General features: G+C 47.2%; 15 protein-coding genes. 1 reads left to right on the top strand and 14 read right to left on the bottom strand.

All coding sequences use genetic code 11. The annotated features are described in order from the left end of the window. Positions 1–107: 107 nt before the first annotated feature. The 8 genes from EL84_RS17930 to EL84_RS17895 all read right to left on the bottom strand — a co-directional run bounded on the left by EL84_RS17930 (position 108) and on the right by EL84_RS17895 (position 10,224). Positions 108–950, bottom strand: coding sequence for a protein phosphatase 2C domain-containing protein (locus EL84_RS17930; protein ID WP_053061522.1), 843 nt, complete (start codon positions 948–950; stop codon positions 108–110). A 10-nt stretch (positions 951–960) separates the two neighbouring features. Beyond that, complete coding sequence (locus EL84_RS17925) at positions 961–1,713, bottom strand: vWA domain-containing protein (RefSeq protein WP_017689069.1); 753 nt, start codon at positions 1,711–1,713, stop codon at positions 961–963. Positions 1,714–1,746: 33 nt separating this feature from the next. Continuing rightward, entirely contained in the window at positions 1,747–3,822 is a 2,076-nt protein-coding gene (locus tag EL84_RS17920) for a membrane protein (protein ID WP_047842538.1), read from the bottom strand. A gap of 158 nt (positions 3,823–3,980) precedes the next feature. After that, a complete protein-coding gene (locus EL84_RS17915) occupies positions 3,981–4,256 on the bottom strand; it encodes a WXG100 family type VII secretion target (protein WP_017689071.1) in 276 nt (91 codons plus the stop codon). 186 nt (positions 4,257–4,442) lie between these two features. Beyond that, entirely contained in the window at positions 4,443–4,991 is a 549-nt protein-coding gene (locus EL84_RS17910; RefSeq protein ID WP_017689072.1) for a WXG100 family type VII secretion target, read from the bottom strand. 6 nt (positions 4,992–4,997) lie between these two features. Next, on the bottom strand, positions 4,998–5,828 hold the full coding sequence (locus tag EL84_RS17905) for a hypothetical protein (RefSeq protein ID WP_047842537.1): 831 nt from the start codon (positions 5,826–5,828) through the stop codon (positions 4,998–5,000). A gap of 16 nt (positions 5,829–5,844) precedes the next feature. Then, complete coding sequence (gene essC, locus EL84_RS17900; RefSeq protein WP_047842536.1) at positions 5,845–9,849, bottom strand: type VII secretion protein EssC; 4,005 nt, start codon at positions 9,847–9,849, stop codon at positions 5,845–5,847. Positions 9,850–9,903: 54 nt separating this feature from the next. Next, positions 9,904–10,224 carry a hypothetical protein gene (locus EL84_RS17895; RefSeq protein ID WP_036609203.1) on the bottom strand — a complete coding sequence of 107 codons (321 nt, stop codon included), beginning with the start codon at positions 10,222–10,224 and terminating at the stop codon, positions 9,904–9,906. Positions 10,225–10,646: 422 nt separating this feature from the next. On the opposite strand from EL84_RS17895, the gene EL84_RS32565 reads away from it, so the two are divergent. Continuing rightward, a complete protein-coding gene (locus EL84_RS32565) occupies positions 10,647–10,886 on the top strand; it encodes a hypothetical protein (protein WP_074094612.1) in 240 nt (79 codons plus the stop codon). Positions 10,887–11,008: 122 nt separating this feature from the next. Here EL84_RS32565 and EL84_RS32300 read toward each other — a convergent pair whose 3' ends face one another. The 6 genes from EL84_RS32300 to EL84_RS17870 form a co-directional block, all read right to left on the bottom strand. Continuing rightward, positions 11,009–11,161: a hypothetical protein gene (locus tag EL84_RS32300; RefSeq protein ID WP_164783094.1), complete on the bottom strand. Its 153-nt coding sequence runs from the start codon at positions 11,159–11,161 to the stop codon at positions 11,009–11,011. A gap of 244 nt (positions 11,162–11,405) precedes the next feature. Next, on the bottom strand, positions 11,406–12,881 hold the full coding sequence (locus EL84_RS17890; RefSeq protein WP_047842535.1) for an aldehyde dehydrogenase family protein: 1,476 nt from the start codon (positions 12,879–12,881) through the stop codon (positions 11,406–11,408). A gap of 169 nt (positions 12,882–13,050) precedes the next feature. Next, on the bottom strand, positions 13,051–13,590 hold the full coding sequence (locus EL84_RS17885) for a GNAT family N-acetyltransferase (protein WP_047842534.1): 540 nt from the start codon (positions 13,588–13,590) through the stop codon (positions 13,051–13,053). A gap of 114 nt (positions 13,591–13,704) precedes the next feature. Beyond that, on the bottom strand, positions 13,705–14,043 hold the full coding sequence (locus tag EL84_RS17880; RefSeq protein WP_047842533.1) for a L,D-transpeptidase: 339 nt from the start codon (positions 14,041–14,043) through the stop codon (positions 13,705–13,707). A gap of 56 nt (positions 14,044–14,099) precedes the next feature. Then, entirely contained in the window at positions 14,100–15,209 is a 1,110-nt protein-coding gene (gene rsgA / locus EL84_RS17875) for a ribosome small subunit-dependent GTPase A (RefSeq protein WP_053061521.1), read from the bottom strand. 448 nt (positions 15,210–15,657) lie between these two features. After that, complete coding sequence (locus tag EL84_RS17870; RefSeq protein WP_047844253.1) at positions 15,658–16,251, bottom strand: metalloregulator ArsR/SmtB family transcription factor; 594 nt, start codon at positions 16,249–16,251, stop codon at positions 15,658–15,660. Between the last annotated feature and the right edge of the window lie 40 nt (positions 16,252–16,291).

Raw genomic sequence — 16,291 nt, 5'->3', positions numbered from 1 at the left:
ACCCAAAAAGAGTGTCTTTTAAATCAACACCAGCAAGTTTTTTCACAGTTGATCTTCGCCGCTGTCACAGCTTCATCAGGATCGATCCACATCTTGATATCCGGCACTCACCATTCCAGCTCAATGAAAGCGGCATCATCTTCAAGACCGCCGGTATGTGTCGCATCCAGCAGTACCTGAATGTGTTCATCCGGGACATAGGCTTGAATGGCATCCAGGTCGTTCAGTCCATCCGTATATAACTGAAGACGCAGTGAATCTCCTGCGGACCCTTTCATCTCGCAGATGTGCGGCTTACCACCAACAGGTCCTTCAAGGGTAGACCAACGCTCATTTGTCTTGCAGTGAGTCTGAAATAATTCAGACTGTTCCTGACCATTACGCCACAGGCGAATACGGGAATCTCCTTGCCACGCAAGCCATACCCGACTTTTGCAGCCGCCTCCCGTGAGCTCAATCCGCCCACAGACATACATGGCCTGACTGCCCCGACTTCGCTTTTCCATCAACACTTCACGCAGCAACAAAGGGGAACTTTCCAGTGGCTGTAATTTCTCCAATTGCTCCGATGCGGGAAGGGTAAGATCATGGAGAAGACGCTCAACACCCTCTACCGTTGTGTGTTGCGTCGTTTCCAACCAATCCAGCAAAGCATTCCCTAGAAAACGCGCTGCAAAATCGCCCAGGTAACTCATGCCTACGCCATCACACAAAACAAAATTGCAGATATTCCCTTTCATACGTACCGCAGCAAAGTCCTGTCCGGTATCTCCCTGATGTACCGTCTCAGCCGCTCTGCCATAACCATATCTGCACTTAAATGTACCCTGATAGCGAGTTAGCGGCTGTTCCCCGGTCTGTACACTCACATAGCGAAAGTTGCCATGCCGTTGCTCGGCATGGCCCCCCTTATCTCCAGCAGACAATGTTGCCAAACGCATCGATCTCATGATTCCCCTCCTATCTCACAGGCGTAGCAGCGGACATCTGGAACCCGATTGATACCAATTCTGCACATGTACCTGGCAGCATCATGAGTGCACCGGGTGCAAGCAAATAATCAGCTTCAACAAGCATTTCCCGATAACTTTCGGGCAGGACGGATGACATATTCCGCAGCTTCTCTCCATGCTCATCCTGTAGATTCGTTTCCGAAGAGATTCCCTTCCATCTTCTAGGTTCAGCAATTGGTCCTTCCAGCAGATGATCCGATATAAAAATATTCTCCACCAGTACATTGCCGTCAGGTACACTCATACCCATGATTCTTTTGGCAATCGGTTCGGGATCTTCACCTGTAGCTACCCCGTCGGTCATATGGCATACAAGTGGCGCAGGACAATCCTGCATATTCGGAATTTCAGCCTGTAGAATCTTTTCCGCCTGCAGGAAAGCCTTCGCAGAATCTGAAAACCGTCTCGGTGTCAGGTCAGGCAAAGAACCAACTGCAGCGATCTCGTCAATCCCTTTGATTCCGTTCAACAAGTCATATACATCATCGCTGTAAGCCAATATGGCTATACGATAGCGAGGTGTCAGACGATTTCCCTTGGTAGAGCGAAATACCATTTGGCGGATCGCGAGAGATAAGGCATCATAGACGACGTCAATCCGTCGACGATTTTCCAGAACCATGTTCATGGAGGCGCTAATATCAATTAAATAGATAATAAGTGCAGGTGTACGCTGTGATGCTTGAATCGTGTAGTTCATCTAGGGTGAGTCACCTCCATCATTCACATTAATTTATAAGTTGGGCAACGTGTAGCTATTATTGCTCAGAAATTTGTTAATGGCACTCATTCGAGCGGCCACTTTTCCGACACCTTTGAAATAGGAAGCATCGGTATTGTAAAGATTTTTGAAATCACGGGCATATGATTCCGCATTTTCAATTTTTCTGCCTTTTTGCGCGTTATACGTTTTATTGTAATGAGCAATCAGCGTGACCACATTCTGGGCACGTTTTTTCTTCAGAGCTGCTTTCTGAGCAATCTCCTGTTGACGTTTAACTTCAGCTGCCGCTTTACGCTCCGCTTCCTGTTTTGCAAGTTTGGCATCATTCTCTTTTTTCCAGACCAGATAAGCTTCATATTTTGCCTGTTTATCGTACTTTTCCTGCTGCGCTCTCTTGGCGGCTTCTTTCTTCTGCTGTTCCTGCTTCACCAGAAAGGCCTCATATTTCGCCTGTTTGTCGTACTTGGCCTGTAACGCCTTACGTTCTTCTTCTTTTTTCTTTGCTTCAGCTGCCTTCTGCTTGGCTTCAGCGAGCTTTTTCTTTTCCTCTGCGTCCAGTTTTGCAGCATCTGCGGCCTTTTGCTTCTCTTGTTCTTCCTGCTGTTTGAGCGCAGCTGCCTTTGCTGCTTCAGCCTCTTCCGCAGCTTTGATATCTGCCAGTCGTGTGGCTTCCTGCTGTTCTTTCTGTTTCACCTCTGCCTGATCGGCGAGTATTTTGACCGTTGGCACGCCACCTGCCAGCAATACAATAAGCACAGCGGAGGAAATCATGAACTTTTTGGATCTGTAGAATGGCACAGGTACGGGCTTGTCTGTGTCTTCTTTTGGATTAAGCTTGGCATCCAGTTCCTTGATTGCAGCCTCGACTTCCATCTGCATCGCGCTGTTATGAGGAATAAAATGATAAAGCGAGCGGTACACTTCCAGTGCTGCAGCCGGTTTATCTTCATCCTCCAGGGCTCTTGCTTGAAGGAACAGACGGTTCACAACCGCTTCCTGATCGGGAGAGTGCGGCGTTTGAGGACGGTTCCCGTCTTGCGTATTCACCGGTTCACTTACTGGTTCTGAGCTCTTTTTCAGATTCACATCAGCTTCGGACGAATTGGCAGCTTCTTCTTCCGCTGTCACAGCAGCCGCCGCATTGGCCTGATCCACGTCTACCGCAGCCAATGCAACATACCACTCACCAAACGTCGGACAGCTGCTCAGATCGTGACTTTCCCAAGCTCGAATAAACAGATCGGACAGTTTGGAACCCCAACGCTTCTCAAGGGACTCCCGCATCGCAAAATACCGTTCACTCACCGTTTGCATTTCATGCTGATCAAAATAACTTTCGCCCCACGCTTTCTCTACAATCACAGGGTCGGACCAGCTTAACATTTCAGCAATGATAACAGCTCCGGCAAATCGGTCAGCATATGAACTCCACAAACCGCTGTGCACTGTTCGATGGGCTGCATAACCGGGTGACCCGGCAAGCAGGGCATCCGGACGATCCATCTTGGAACCGTACATCTGCTCGACATCCACCAGTTCTACCGCAGACATCTTCCCCAGGTTCTCCACTTCGGAAAAAAACGGAATCATTACATTGGGAGCGGACATATCGCAATGAGCCAGTCCACGTTGTTCCATAGCCGAACCTGTTCCAGCAAGCGCTCTAGCCAGCTTCAGGCTCTCCTCAGCCGTCAACTGTCTCTGATCACTGATCACATCGAACCAGGTCTGACCTTGCACCCATGGCATCAACACCGCATATAACAGATCGGGATGTTTTCCAATGAGCGCTCCGTTTCTTTCCGGAGTGAGCACATCACGCTTGCATACCTGCAAACCTGGCAGTTCACTATAAGACTCCATATGCTCAGACTGATATACCATAGCCGGAATACGGAACTTAGGAAAAAATACTTTTAGTGCTTTGGCCCCATGAATGGAACCATTTCGGGGTAACAACTGATAAACAATCCCCTGCCTTCCGGCTTGGGCATAAGCCAGACCCGGCGCAGCCGGATGTTGCCCAATCGTATAGGCAATGTCGTTAATCACCACTTCATCCCCGGGATTTGGTTGAAAAGACATGCTTATCCCTCTCTCTGTCCTAGTGTCATAGTTGCAACAAAAACCGGGTGTTGTGACAACGCCCGGTTTTTGCTGTAGTTGTACATCTTCAGCTTGCTATCCACCTATAATTCAGGACGAATTCAGACTTCACATCGGCCTGATCTATGTAAAGCAGATTAACGAGCTTGGTCAGCTGTACGGAATTTGTTAGCAATAGCTGTAAGTTCAGCGCTGATGCTGTTCAGCGTTTGAACGAATGATTGCATTTGTTTGCTAGCTTCTTGGAACTCTTGGAAGAAGCGTTGCTTTGTCATACCTTCCCATTGTCCTTCCATGCTTGTGATGGATTGAGTCAATGTAGATACGATTTGCTGACTTTGCTCACCGCTTTGTTTAAATTGGTTGGAAACCTGATCAAGCTGCTCTGGGGTAACTAAAATACGTCCTGCCATTTGTAAATTCCTCCTTGGTTTGTGCAATTAAATTTTTACTTGTTCAAATTGTACTATACCAGGATCGATCGGACAAAAGCCGAAGGACCTAATCCTATTTACCCCATTTTCAGCACTTGAAACTTCTCCTAACAGCCTATTTACAAAAAAATATTCACTTTCTGCTGTTACTTTTATTCACCCTGTTCAGGAAACAACAGGCTCGGTCCCTCTTCTTCCCCGAAAGGAAGGATCTGTGAATCTCCATGCTACAGGCTCAGGCTGCATAGCCTGCACCAGTGTAGCCGGGGAGCCATCAGGCGGAGCGGCATCCTGTACACGATATACGGCCGCCATTGCGGAAAGGGGATCGGATACTACAGCTACAGTTGCAGAATGTGCAGGCATGATTTCTCCTGTACGATTGTTCTGAAGAACATTCAGCATATTGACCGCATTACCATAGGCTGTGTTCACATGACTCAGCACGGAACGATACTCCATGTCTGCCTGCTGGAATAACAACGCTTTGCGTCCCAGCTGTACGCTTAAGTCCATTAATCGACGTAGCGCATCCTCGCCCAGTCGTTTACTGTGATTCCATTCATTCATCACCGCTGCGCGGGATTCAACCTCCCACTCCAGCGAATGAATCGCCTGATCCAACACTGTCATCTTTTGCTGTATTTGCTCCGCTGCATACTGAATCTGCTTGCTCAGTGCCCGAAGCACATCCGGTTCCACACGAATGCGCATTTACCATCACCTTTCCTCTTCCCCTGCAGGCTGTTTAAGCCAGTCCAGCAGCATCTCGTGAAACTGTTCTCTAGTCGTTAGTGCTGCAACAAGCCAATCATCTGAAGCCGCAGTGCTCATCCGGAACAACCAGTTGGATACCGCACTTGCAGCAAATGCTGCCGACTGCGACTTCCAACCGTCTTCATTCCATACAAGCAACCTGAGCTCCCCGTCTGACTCCTTACCCACCAGACAGCGTGCCAGTGCAAGTGAGCCCTCAGGATCACTTGTCTCCTGTTCGAGTTCCGCTGCTACGGTCTGTACTCCGCTGTTTTCGAGCTCATTCATGACATCATAAAATTTTTTCTTGGAGCACATTAGGGCCGGTTTCTCCGCAGGAGAATGGCCGCTCCATTTCATCCGCTCTATCAGAACATCAATGGCTTCACGAACACTTCCCAGATCGCTGAGCCGGAACGAGTCCGGTACGTCGTCAACACGGGAAACTTCAACGACCCGCTCATCCGTGCAATGTATATAACTCTCATACGACTTGCCGTTGATCGTGTAGCGAATCCAACAAGCTCTGTCGGACAATCCGGCAATGGCTACCCTGGAGAAAACGGTCGGTGTCATGATCAGCTCATCGGTATCCTGATCCCGAATCAGATATCCTTTGTCAAGCAGGGAGGTTTTGACACGCTCCCACTCCATCGCGATATCCTCCGCCATATAGCCGCGAAACGGATCTTCCACACCAAGCAGTCGGTCTGAACCGAGAATACCAGCCAGGAAAAAAAGTTCCTTTGTTTGCAACGTGACTACCTTTTGCTTAGAATCATGAACCGTCAACATTATGAGCCACCTCCCCTCAAACTACAACATGCCATCGGTCACGAATTTCAGAAATCCAATCGGTCATTTTCCAGCTGTCATCACATGGAACTGCACCTTTAACCCTGGAATATTTACGTTTTACATAATAACCTTGACCCGGAGGCAGTACCTTCAGCCCACCTGAACTACCTCCAGATTCGGAATAAGGTATACGGAAGAACGAGAGATCGTTAGGGTCTAAAGTCCCGAACAGCATTCCGCTCTGGGAAGCCTTCACATCCGTTACCCAGTCAGAACCAAAGGTTGGGAAGTCTGCCGGAACCCCGGAAAGAATCACATGTACACCGCGATCCCTTCCTTGACGAACAATCGCTCCCAAATGATCTTTTACATTAAAATCGTTTAGCTGCTTGGACAAGGTGTCCGCATCGTCGATGACGAGCACAAGTTCCGGTCCACCGGAAATCTCGCCTCTTTTCAGAACTTCATCGTACAACTGTTGAATGACAGGTGCAAGCTGTTCTTCTCGCGATACATGTCCACGGACATGGGGCAAACTGCTGATTTCCCCCAGCCCACCTGAGCCATAACGCATATCTACTGTGTATATTTGCACATCTTCCGGAGAAGCATGATAAGCCAGTGATAACATCCATGTCAATAAAAATGTCGTTTTGCCGCCTTCCATCGGACTCGTTACCATGAAATGCGGACCTTCACGCAGATTAAGCTCGAATGGTTCCAGATCATCCGTAAGCAGTCCCACAGGGACAGTTACAGACGATGTATCCCAAGCCTGACCATATGATCCTGTCCGAATGAGCAGATCCTTGAGTTTGATTTCTTCCGGAAGTGGAGCAATCCGCGGCGCTTCTTCTCCTGTCCAGCCTTGGCGAATCTCAGCAATCGTACGGCGCAGTGCCGATGAACGCTTGCCCTCATCTGCCCCTGAAGAAGGTAATGCCGCCTGGAACATTAACGGAGGCACTTGCCCTTTGACCAGACCTCTTCCTGGCGGAAGTTGGCTTGGCGCCTTGGAAGGTCTTCCCACGGCATAATAATAATCGCTTGGATCGGATAACTCAAATGAAACCGCATTGGGAATATTGCTTCTGAATTTTTCAAATACATCTGTTACCCGATTGGCGGTGAGCACAAAGGTAATACCCAGACTTCCGCCTTCACGCAGGATCGTCTCCAGAAGTTCATTTTCTTCCGGATAGGCATTGCGGAATGAAAGATAACCATCAATAACGACCACAACCTGCGGGACAGCCGCGTGAGCTGTCCGGCGGTAGGCCGAAATCGTTTTAACGCCCGCCTCCGAGATGATATCTTTACGTTGTGCTGACAGCTTGAGAATATAACGGAATAACCGCTTGATCCGGTCTTCCTCTTCAGCCATCATCACACCACCGATCTGAGGTAATGCTGCAAAGTCTTTCATCATACGGCCCATATCGATAATGTAACCATGCCAAGGTTCAGTTCTATGGGAACGGGCCAAAGACATAAGCAAGGTCTGAACAAATGTTGTTTTGCCCAGTCCTGGCATACCGTACACGATCAGATGGCCTTGATCCACAGGCAATGCGAGCGGTTGTTGGCGCTGATTAGGGAGATCATCCAGCAAACCAACCAGTGGTTTCAGACCACTCGCTCCGCCATCAAGCAGCAGATCCCGATTCTCTTCTTCCTGCCATTCCTGAAGACCTTCCCATTCCAGTGTCTCTGGTAAAGGTGGCAACCATGGTCCTGGCAAACGACGGATACCCGCATCCGCTGCAGACTGCGCAACATAATCAATAAATACCTGAAGCTGTTTCGGAACATCTTCACCTTTGAGAACGGCTCTGCGCTCTCCAGTTAACAGAGGCTCCCGCTTACCGTTCAGGCGCACTTCCATAACAGGCAATACCGTTGTTGAATCCTCCTGCTGGTTATACGGTGCACCACTCCAAGCGAATTGCATTTCTTCAAACACTTCATCACTACCAACCTGGAAATATCCACGACCAGGCTTTGTAATCCAGGCAGCATTTGGAATCTTGATCATATCCCTGCTATCTCCCTCACTCTGTACGCGAAGGCAGATCCGGAAGCGCGAATTACTCCATATTTTATCGTCCACAACACCGGCTGGCTTTTGGGTTGCCAGAATTAGATGAACCCCAAGTGTCCGGCCAATGGCCGCGATACTGATCAATTCATCCATGAACTCCGGCTGGTCCCGCTTCAATTGAGCAAACTCGTCAATGATAATAACCAGATGTGGAAGTGGCTGTTCATGTCTGGAACGCAGAATCTTGTAATATTCATCAATATGCTGGAGGTTTCCCGCATCATTTAATATTTTTTGCCTTCTGACCAGTTCGGCACGAAGTGAAATATTCGCCCGCTCGATCAAATTCCCATCCAGATTGGTGATTGTCCCTACCACATGAGGCAGATCAACAAATGTATTGGACATCCCGCCACCTTTATAGTCAATCAGCATGAAGGCCAGATCATGTGGATGGAATTCTGCAGCGAGTGAAGCTACGATGGACTGGATAACTTCACTTTTACCTGAACCAGTTGTACCTGCAATCAGACCATGGGGACCATGACCCTGACGTTCAATTTTGTCATGCAGGTTTATCGCAATTTTTTTGCCACCAGCGCGTACACCCATTGGTACAGGCAGCGTATCAGGATATCTCGTCTGTCCCCACCTGGACACCACATCCAGATCTTCCACGCGTGATGTACTCAGCATATCGAATAACGGAAGCACTTGCGGGATATCTGAAGCAGATGACCGCTTCAACCGGATCGGTGACATATAACGGGAAAGCGCCTCTGCCATCTCCTTCGAGATCACATCAGGCTTGTACGTTTGTTGAATAACATCCGCATCTTCCGTTTTTTTGATATACACCCCTTTGCCTTTGGAGGCATCCATGATCAACTGACAATGCATCGGTAGAGACTCCTTGCGATTAGCCAGTATGATGGTGCATACATCAATCTCGTGAGCCGACTCCAGCAGCAGCGGAAGCAACGGTTCTTCTTCAATTAATTGCGTATCGGAGAGAATTACAACGTAGCACGGCGTTTGTACGCTTTTCTTGTAGCGGTCTTCCTTATTGTTACGACGCCGATTCAACACGGAAAACAAGCTGTCCGCCAATTGATGCGCACCGCTGTGCCTGTCGGCCATATAGCGTTGTCCTTGGTCTTCATCCCAGATATGGGGCATCCAGCGAAGCCAATCCCATTCCTTGCTGTCCTTTTCTTCATAGAAAGCAGCAAGCTTCAGTTCATCCGGGGAATGGCGTACCGTCAGTTGTGAGATGATGACTCGCAGGGAAGCAAGTACCTCCTCCCGATCACCGACAAGTCCCATAACCTTCGATTGGAACAAAGGCAATGTAATGGAAGCATCCGGTACCGTCTGGAATTCAGCCGCAAGTTCATGGGCCGCTTCAATCAGCTCATCCTTCTCATAACCATCAATCCGCGGAACCTGAAGTTTGATTCGGAATGGAATCTCTCCCGTACCAATGCGCACCTGAAGGAAATCATCATCCTCTGGTGAACGCTCCCACAAGGAACTGTTCCGGTTCTTCACCACTTGAAGACACACACCCGGATCACCATGAATTTCGTACAGGCTCTTCACTTGCTCCGCCTGAGCTTCTTTCAGTTCTTCCCGGTGTTTGTCCAGTTGGGCAAGATACATTATTTTTCGTTCTTCCAATTTTTTGCGATATGATTTCTTGTTGCTCAGATACACGAAGAATGGAATGGTGTAAGAAGTAAGCATCATCATGACCGTCATCATCTGAAACATCATATAACTGCTGTTATTCATTTTGCCGGTCATATTGATATATACGTAGAAACCAATACTGACCATAGTCATCATGATCGGCACAATAATGGATATCATGGAAAACGTGGGTTTGCTCGGTTCTGTTGGAGGCCTGAGTATTTCGAGTCTCTCTTCCTTGAGAACCGGTGTCATTCTTGGAGAACGCTGATATAACACATTCACGAAGAGAAGACCTCCTTTAGTTCGTTCAATAATGAATGTATACGTTCAAAAGCCCTATTCGTTGCTGTCCTGCTGAAACAATGAACGTCTTCCATATACAGGCGCTTCTTCCGAAGTTGTTGAAAAAGCCCGCTGGACACGTACGCAACTGCCCTGTCGCAGCCCTGTTTCCATTAACTGCTGTGCGTTCTGCGGAGAGAACCACAGACCTTCTGGAAACTTGGCTTCAAGGATGTACTGAATGCCGTCTCCCGGTGCCTGTCCAAAAATGCGAACGCCGAGTAATGTCTTCAAATGTTCGATGGTACATTCGTCCGGAACATCGATGTCGAACCATTCTCCTTCCTCGCGGCCGGAATGCACGGTTAGAATCATCCGAATCCCTCCCATGGTCTCATATGTAAATTGTCCTAATGTCAGATTAAATCAAAAAAAAGAGAATGAATCGTTATATCAACCCTATTTTCTTACATAAACACCCTGTTTGCAATGTACCACCTGTAATTTTGTTACATATGACCCACGTATATATTAAAATATCGTACATTCGACTCAGAACTTTTGTGGCAGTTATGCAATTTAATATTGCGAGGATACGAAAATTATCGTTTTTCGTTCCATTTAAATGGTAATTAAGTTACGTTTTTCAGGACTTTTATTCCTTCGCTCACAATTGAATTGTGAACACTTTTCAAACATTACCCACCTTTATGTTTTCATAAGCTGATTTTAAGGTAATTTTAAGCATTGGAATTTAATATTAGCTGTATGAAATAACAACCGTGAGGTGATTTCAAGTGAGAACCCTAATAACCTTTCAAAACAAATCAATCCCTGTATATTTTAATCAAGAAAACAAACAACCTATGCAGAAGACATTAAGATTGCTTAGCAGTGCTCTTGAGCATAAAATTAGCAACGGTAAACGCGCCATTCAAAAATGTCTGCATTCTTTAATTAGTATTGAGATTGTTAATGGAGAAGCTATTCTCCACAGTCGAAGTGAAAACGACTCCCTTGCTTTATCGTTATATTAAAAGGAGTCAACCAAGACACATTCATTACAAGACATGAAAAAGGAAGCTGTCGTTATAGACAAGCTTCCTTTTTTGAGTTGTATACACGTTAACAGCGGTTCGCAATTATTATCAGCCATCGCTCAGTGCAGTTTGCTCAGGACATAGGCGGCATCATGTTCTTCCGCAATCTCGGCTTTACGAATACGAATGACAAACAGCCGAACCAAATTGGCACGTGTATGTTCTTCCTGACAGGTATTCAATTTCCTCAGAATAAAGCGGTCAATGGACATGAATTTAAGCCCCTTTGCCATTGGATTTACGGATCGATTCTTCCGTGTATCCATAAATAACCAGATAGCGTCACCCCCAAACAGCTTTTCCACTCTTATATTAAGCCGTACTTTGCCGAGGTGTAATATTGTGCAAAAAGCCCGTCCCACCAAGCTGGAGACGGACTTTCGCATGATTTGTCGATCTTTTTATAACCCACTCTAATCATTCATAAATGCCCCTGCTAATTTACTCTTTTTCGACTTATTTCACTCCCGGATATTCCCGATATTGGTGCTGAATGCTGATCCAACGAGTACGTGTAAACTTCTCAATCGCCCAATCCCCACCGAAACGTCCAATCCCTGAAGCTTTTTCACCGCCAAACATCACATGCGCTTCATCGTTCACAGACTGATCATTTACATGCACCATACCCGATTCAATGCGCTGGGCAACCTGATATCCTCGATTCAGATCTTTGGTGAATACGGAACCACTAAGTCCATAAGGAGTATCATTCGCCAGCCGTACAGCTTCCTGCTCATCATGAGCCTTCATGATCACTGCCACTGGGCCAAACAATTCCTGCTGCACGATATCCTGTTCAGGTTTAACATCGGCAAGTACAGTAGGAGACAGCACACTGCCTTTACTGGTCCCTCCGAGCAATAACCGTGCACCTTCGGCCTTGGTTTTGTTCACAAGCTCCAGCAATCGTTCTACCTCTTTTTCCCGAATGAGAGGACCCACGAGTGTGTTAACATCCGCCGGATCACCTGCCTGAACATTCTTCGTCTTGGCCACAAATGATTCGACGAATTGGTCGTAAATATCGGCATGCACAATGATACGATTCAGCGCCATGCAGATCTGTCCCTGATGCAGAAACTTGCCAAAGACCGCCGCTTCAGCAGCACGTTCAATGTCCGCATCTTCCAGCACAACCATGGCGTTGTTGCCACCCAGTTCCAGTGCCGTTTCTTTTAAATGTTCACCCGCCAGTTTACCGATCCCTTGTCCAACTTCGGTGGAACCCGTGAATGAAATTACTTTGGGAACCGGATGAGCGACAAAGTAATCCCCGATCTCGCTGCCACTTCCCGCAACGACATTCAGCACGCCCTCAGGCAGACCGGCTTGTTCAAACAAATCGGCAATGAGCCAACCTGCCGTAATCGGAGTGTCTGATGCTGGTTTAATCACCACACCATTACCAAGAGCAATCGCTGGAGCTACAGATCGCAGGCATAGATGCAAAGGGAAGTTCCATGGCCCGATAACACCAATCACTCCCTTCGGCTCACGAACCACACGGTTCTCTTTGCCAGGGGTATTGGACGGAATAATCTCACCCTTCATTCGATAAGGAAAAGATGCTGCTTCATCCACAATGCGTTTAGCCGCTGCAAACTCCGCCTCCGATTTGATCCGGGTACTCCCGGATTCCGTGATCAACAGTTGAATGATCTCCTCTTTTCGCTCTACCATCAGGGATGAAACTTTACGCAATACCTCTTCTTTCGCAGCAGGCAATGACTTCGCCCATTCAATCGAATTTTTCTGAGCTGACTCATAAGCCTTATCTATGTCTTTCTTATTGGAAGAGCGCCATGTGGCAATTACTTCTCCCGAATAAGGATTGATATTCTCCATTGTTTTCTCACCGGAGCCATCTACCCAGCTGCCATTAATATATTGTTTCGTCCATGTTGTATGTTCAGTGTCCATTAAAGTCATGTGAATACGCCTCCTGATCAAGATTAAATGTCACACCTGCATCACGGTGTAATACATCATTAACCTTGTTCAGAATTACGCAAACGTGAAGATCTGAATTAACTCTTCCATTCTTTAAACTTAAGGAAACAATACAACCCACACTATTCTCTCAGCATCTGGACGTCTTTCAACAGTCGGGCAGGCTCTTCTCTCCAAAGAGGCTCAAGTCTTCCCATCCGTAGCCAACTTCGATCAGATCTTGACCACCAATGCGGAGGGACTGTGTCTGGACTGGAGTGCCTCCCATCTTTTCATAGAAGCGGCAAGCTGAATTACGCTCCAAAGCCCATATGATCAAACGTTTCATATTGTGGGTCTGCAGATGATGAACGACATGTGTCGCCAGTTGCTGACCTATCCCCTTTTGTTGTACTTCCTTCAGCAAATATATAGCATACAACTCTCCATCATAAGGTAATTTTCCTTCACGCTCCTTACCCCCACAAGCAAATCCGACAATGTTCCCATCATCCTGTTCAGCTACCACCAAGATCTGATCCTTTTCGCCAGAACGAATGGTCTTCTCCCACTGGGGCAATCTTGATTCTATAGTCAAATGATCCAAAAAATCGTCAGGCACAATTCCCCGATACGTTGTTTTCCAACTCTCCGTATGTACATGGGCTATCCCCTGCGCATCCCCTTCACGCGCCCGCCTGATCAGCATAGCTATCACTCACTTTCTCTCGAAACTGCCGTAGCTTTACCATATTATATGTTCTTCTTTCTATAATTCCAAATTCATCCACTAAACTACCTCTTATAAAAGTAAAATCCGGCCCTACGGCCGGATCGTTACCCTAGTGCCTACAGATACCTTGGAAGACAGATCCAGTACATCCGAGTTGTACATGCGTATACAACCGTGGGAGACAGATTTGCCAATAGACCAGGGCTCATTGGTTCCGTGTATGCCATAATGGGGAGCAGACAGCCCCATCCAGATCACGCCAAATGGCCCACCTGGATTCGATTGTTTGTTAATAATAGTGAACTCCCCGTTTGGAGTCTGCGTGAGCATCTTGCCGGTGGCAACGGGATAGCCCTTAATCACCTGATTGCCATCCAGAAGATATAACATGTGGTCAGACAGATCTACAATAATCCTGTAATCTGGCATAATGACATCCCTCCTGACCTATCTTATGCAAGATACCGGATGATGCCCGCCTGATTTCAGGCTTCCTCCCACTCTTTCACACTACGGGAGTGCTTGGGTTTGCGACTATTGGCCGGTTTGCTGGAAGCGGTACGCCTTCTGGATGCCACTTCTTCCTTGCGCTGCTGATATTGCAATTCCTTCTGCATTTTCAGATAATTATTCAGTCTTTTTTCATCCAATGAACCATCCTGTATGGCCTCTTTCACTGCACATCCTGCTTCCCGCGTATGACTGCAATCCAGAAATCTGCACGTGGCCGCAAGTTCTTCAATTTCTCCAAATGCATGCGACAGCCCATCATTGCCCTCATCCCAGAGATTAAGCTCGCGCATTCCTGGAGTATCGATCAATACGGCTCCCTGTGGAAGTACAAACATCTCCCGGTGTGTTGTCGTATGTCTCCCACGACTATCTCCCTCGCGGACGGATTGCGTAAGCTGCACATCCTCACCCATCATCCAGTTCACCAGCGTAGACTTGCCACTGCCAGAAGATCCTGTGAGCGCAACAGTCAGCCCTGACTGCAAGTATCGTTCCAGTAAGGATTTACCTTGACCCTCCACTGCAGATATCGCAAGCACTTCAACGCCTGGAGCAATCCCTTCTACACTTCGGATCTGTTCTTCCACATTGTTGCACAGATCACTTTTGCTCAAGACAATGACTGGCCTTACGCCACCATTCCAAGCCATCATCACGTACCTTTCGAGTCGTCTAAGGTTGAAATCATGATTAAGTGCAGCCACGATTAACAGTGTATCTACGTTTGCGGCGATTAATTGTTCCTTGGTCACTGGACCTGCCGCCTGTCTTGATACCCTGCTCCGACGGGGCACCAGATTGTGAATAATTGCTTCTTCACCTGCCTGACCTGTAATGGCCACCCAATCTCCAACCGCTGGTGCCAAGCTGGTCTCCAGACTATCATGACGCATTCGGCCCGAAATTCTTCCCCAGCATTCGCCCTCTTCTGTGATCAAACGTTGCAGATGTCCATGGTCTGCGATAATTCTGGCTGGCTTTTTCTCCTGTTCTTCCATCCCTGTCTCTTGCCACAGTTCCTGCCACTTTGCAGACCAGCCGTACTTCTCAATATGGTTATCTAAAATAAAAATTCCTCCCAAAATAAGTTGTTTACTTCATTCAAGCCGAGTGAACAATCATCTCCGGTTCAGATCAAAACAAAAAACCACGAGTAGAAATACACCCGTGGCAATAGGTAGTTAGCCGAACCAAAGATCATCCCTTCTTGTAGATCTACCGGATAAAACACTTAATCCTCCGATATAAACAATTCAGGAACACCCTTTTATCGGCAAACAAAAAAGCCACGGGTGCGTCACCCGTGGCTTCATCTGAGCATGCGATACTTCACGTTACAATGGATACTGCTATCCAGCTAACGCAAAATTACATGCTTTGATCCGTTCCGGAGACGCTGTTCATATTCAAATTAACGTATACTGCATTTAAATTTGTCATAAACAATCGCCTCCCTTGTAGAATTATCCATTATGTTACACACTGAGCTTTACAGTTGTCAAGCCCAAACTTTTTTTACCACCAGCTACTCTATTTGACCTGATCCCAGCGTGTCCACATTTCCTTCGGATTCAATTCATAGATATCCTCTTCCCGATACATGAACTGATGCATGATAAATTCCCGACGAATCGTGGCAAAGTCTTCATGGTATTGCTGTATAAATGTATTGATTTCTTTTTCTGTATACTTCCGACCAAATTCAAGCTGCTCGACCAGATGACCAAGTACAATCAGTTTTTTCTTGTATTGAGCCGGAATCTGACGCAGTCGTCCATCTTTGGAGAAAAAATTTCTCATGACCGACGCTTTCAATGTTTCGTTCACATCACTCATATCCGTAACCTCCTCTCGATCAAAGATAAAATCAACCGAAGCCTGTGCATTCTCGCGGATAAACGAAGGATTGAGTGTGAAATACACTGTATTTTTCTCCCGTCGTTCCTTAATCAGCGCCGCCTCTCTCAGCTTGGATGCATGATGTGTCACGGTTGGCTGTGACAGATTCAGCCGCTCGGCAAGTGCCTGTCCGTGTAGTTCACCCTGTGCCAACAACAGCAGCATGCGAAGCCGGGTCGGGTCAGCCAACGCTTTATGATAAGCCACAATTTTCTCCAGCTGCATCATCGTTCATCTCGCTTTCAATTAGATATATATCTAATTT

It is taken from the genome of Paenibacillus sp. VT-400 (assembly GCF_001029205.1).
Lineage (GTDB): Bacteria > Bacillota > Bacilli > Paenibacillales > Paenibacillaceae > Paenibacillus > Paenibacillus amylolyticus.
The sequence above is the reverse complement of the archived record's forward strand: the minus strand, read 5'-3'. Positions and strand labels throughout refer to the sequence as shown.

Coding starts and splice junctions, on each gene's coding strand:
- EL84_RS17930 (WP_053061522.1), bottom strand. CDS start 950: ATGAGATCGATGCGTTTGGCAACATTGTCTGCTGGAGATAAGGGGGGC.
- EL84_RS17925 (WP_017689069.1), bottom strand. CDS start 1,713: ATGAACTACACGATTCAAGCATCACAGCGTACACCTGCACTTATTATC.
- EL84_RS17920 (WP_047842538.1), bottom strand. CDS start 3,822: ATGTCTTTTCAACCAAATCCCGGGGATGAAGTGGTGATTAACGACATT.
- EL84_RS17915 (WP_017689071.1), bottom strand. CDS start 4,256: ATGGCAGGACGTATTTTAGTTACCCCAGAGCAGCTTGATCAGGTTTCC.
- EL84_RS17910 (WP_017689072.1), bottom strand. CDS start 4,991: ATGCGCATTCGTGTGGAACCGGATGTGCTTCGGGCACTGAGCAAGCAG.
- EL84_RS17905 (WP_047842537.1), bottom strand. CDS start 5,828: ATGTTGACGGTTCATGATTCTAAGCAAAAGGTAGTCACGTTGCAAACA.
- EL84_RS17895 (WP_036609203.1), bottom strand. CDS start 10,224: ATGATTCTAACCGTGCATTCCGGCCGCGAGGAAGGAGAATGGTTCGAC.
- EL84_RS32300 (WP_164783094.1), bottom strand. CDS start 11,161: ATGTCCATTGACCGCTTTATTCTGAGGAAATTGAATACCTGTCAGGAA.
- EL84_RS17890 (WP_047842535.1), bottom strand. CDS start 12,881: ATGACTTTAATGGACACTGAACATACAACATGGACGAAACAATATATT.
- EL84_RS17885 (WP_047842534.1), bottom strand. CDS start 13,590: ATGCTGATCAGGCGGGCGCGTGAAGGGGATGCGCAGGGGATAGCCCAT.
- EL84_RS17880 (WP_047842533.1), bottom strand. CDS start 14,043: ATGCCAGATTACAGGATTATTGTAGATCTGTCTGACCACATGTTATAT.
- EL84_RS17870 (WP_047844253.1), bottom strand. CDS start 16,251: ATGCAGCTGGAGAAAATTGTGGCTTATCATAAAGCGTTGGCTGACCCG.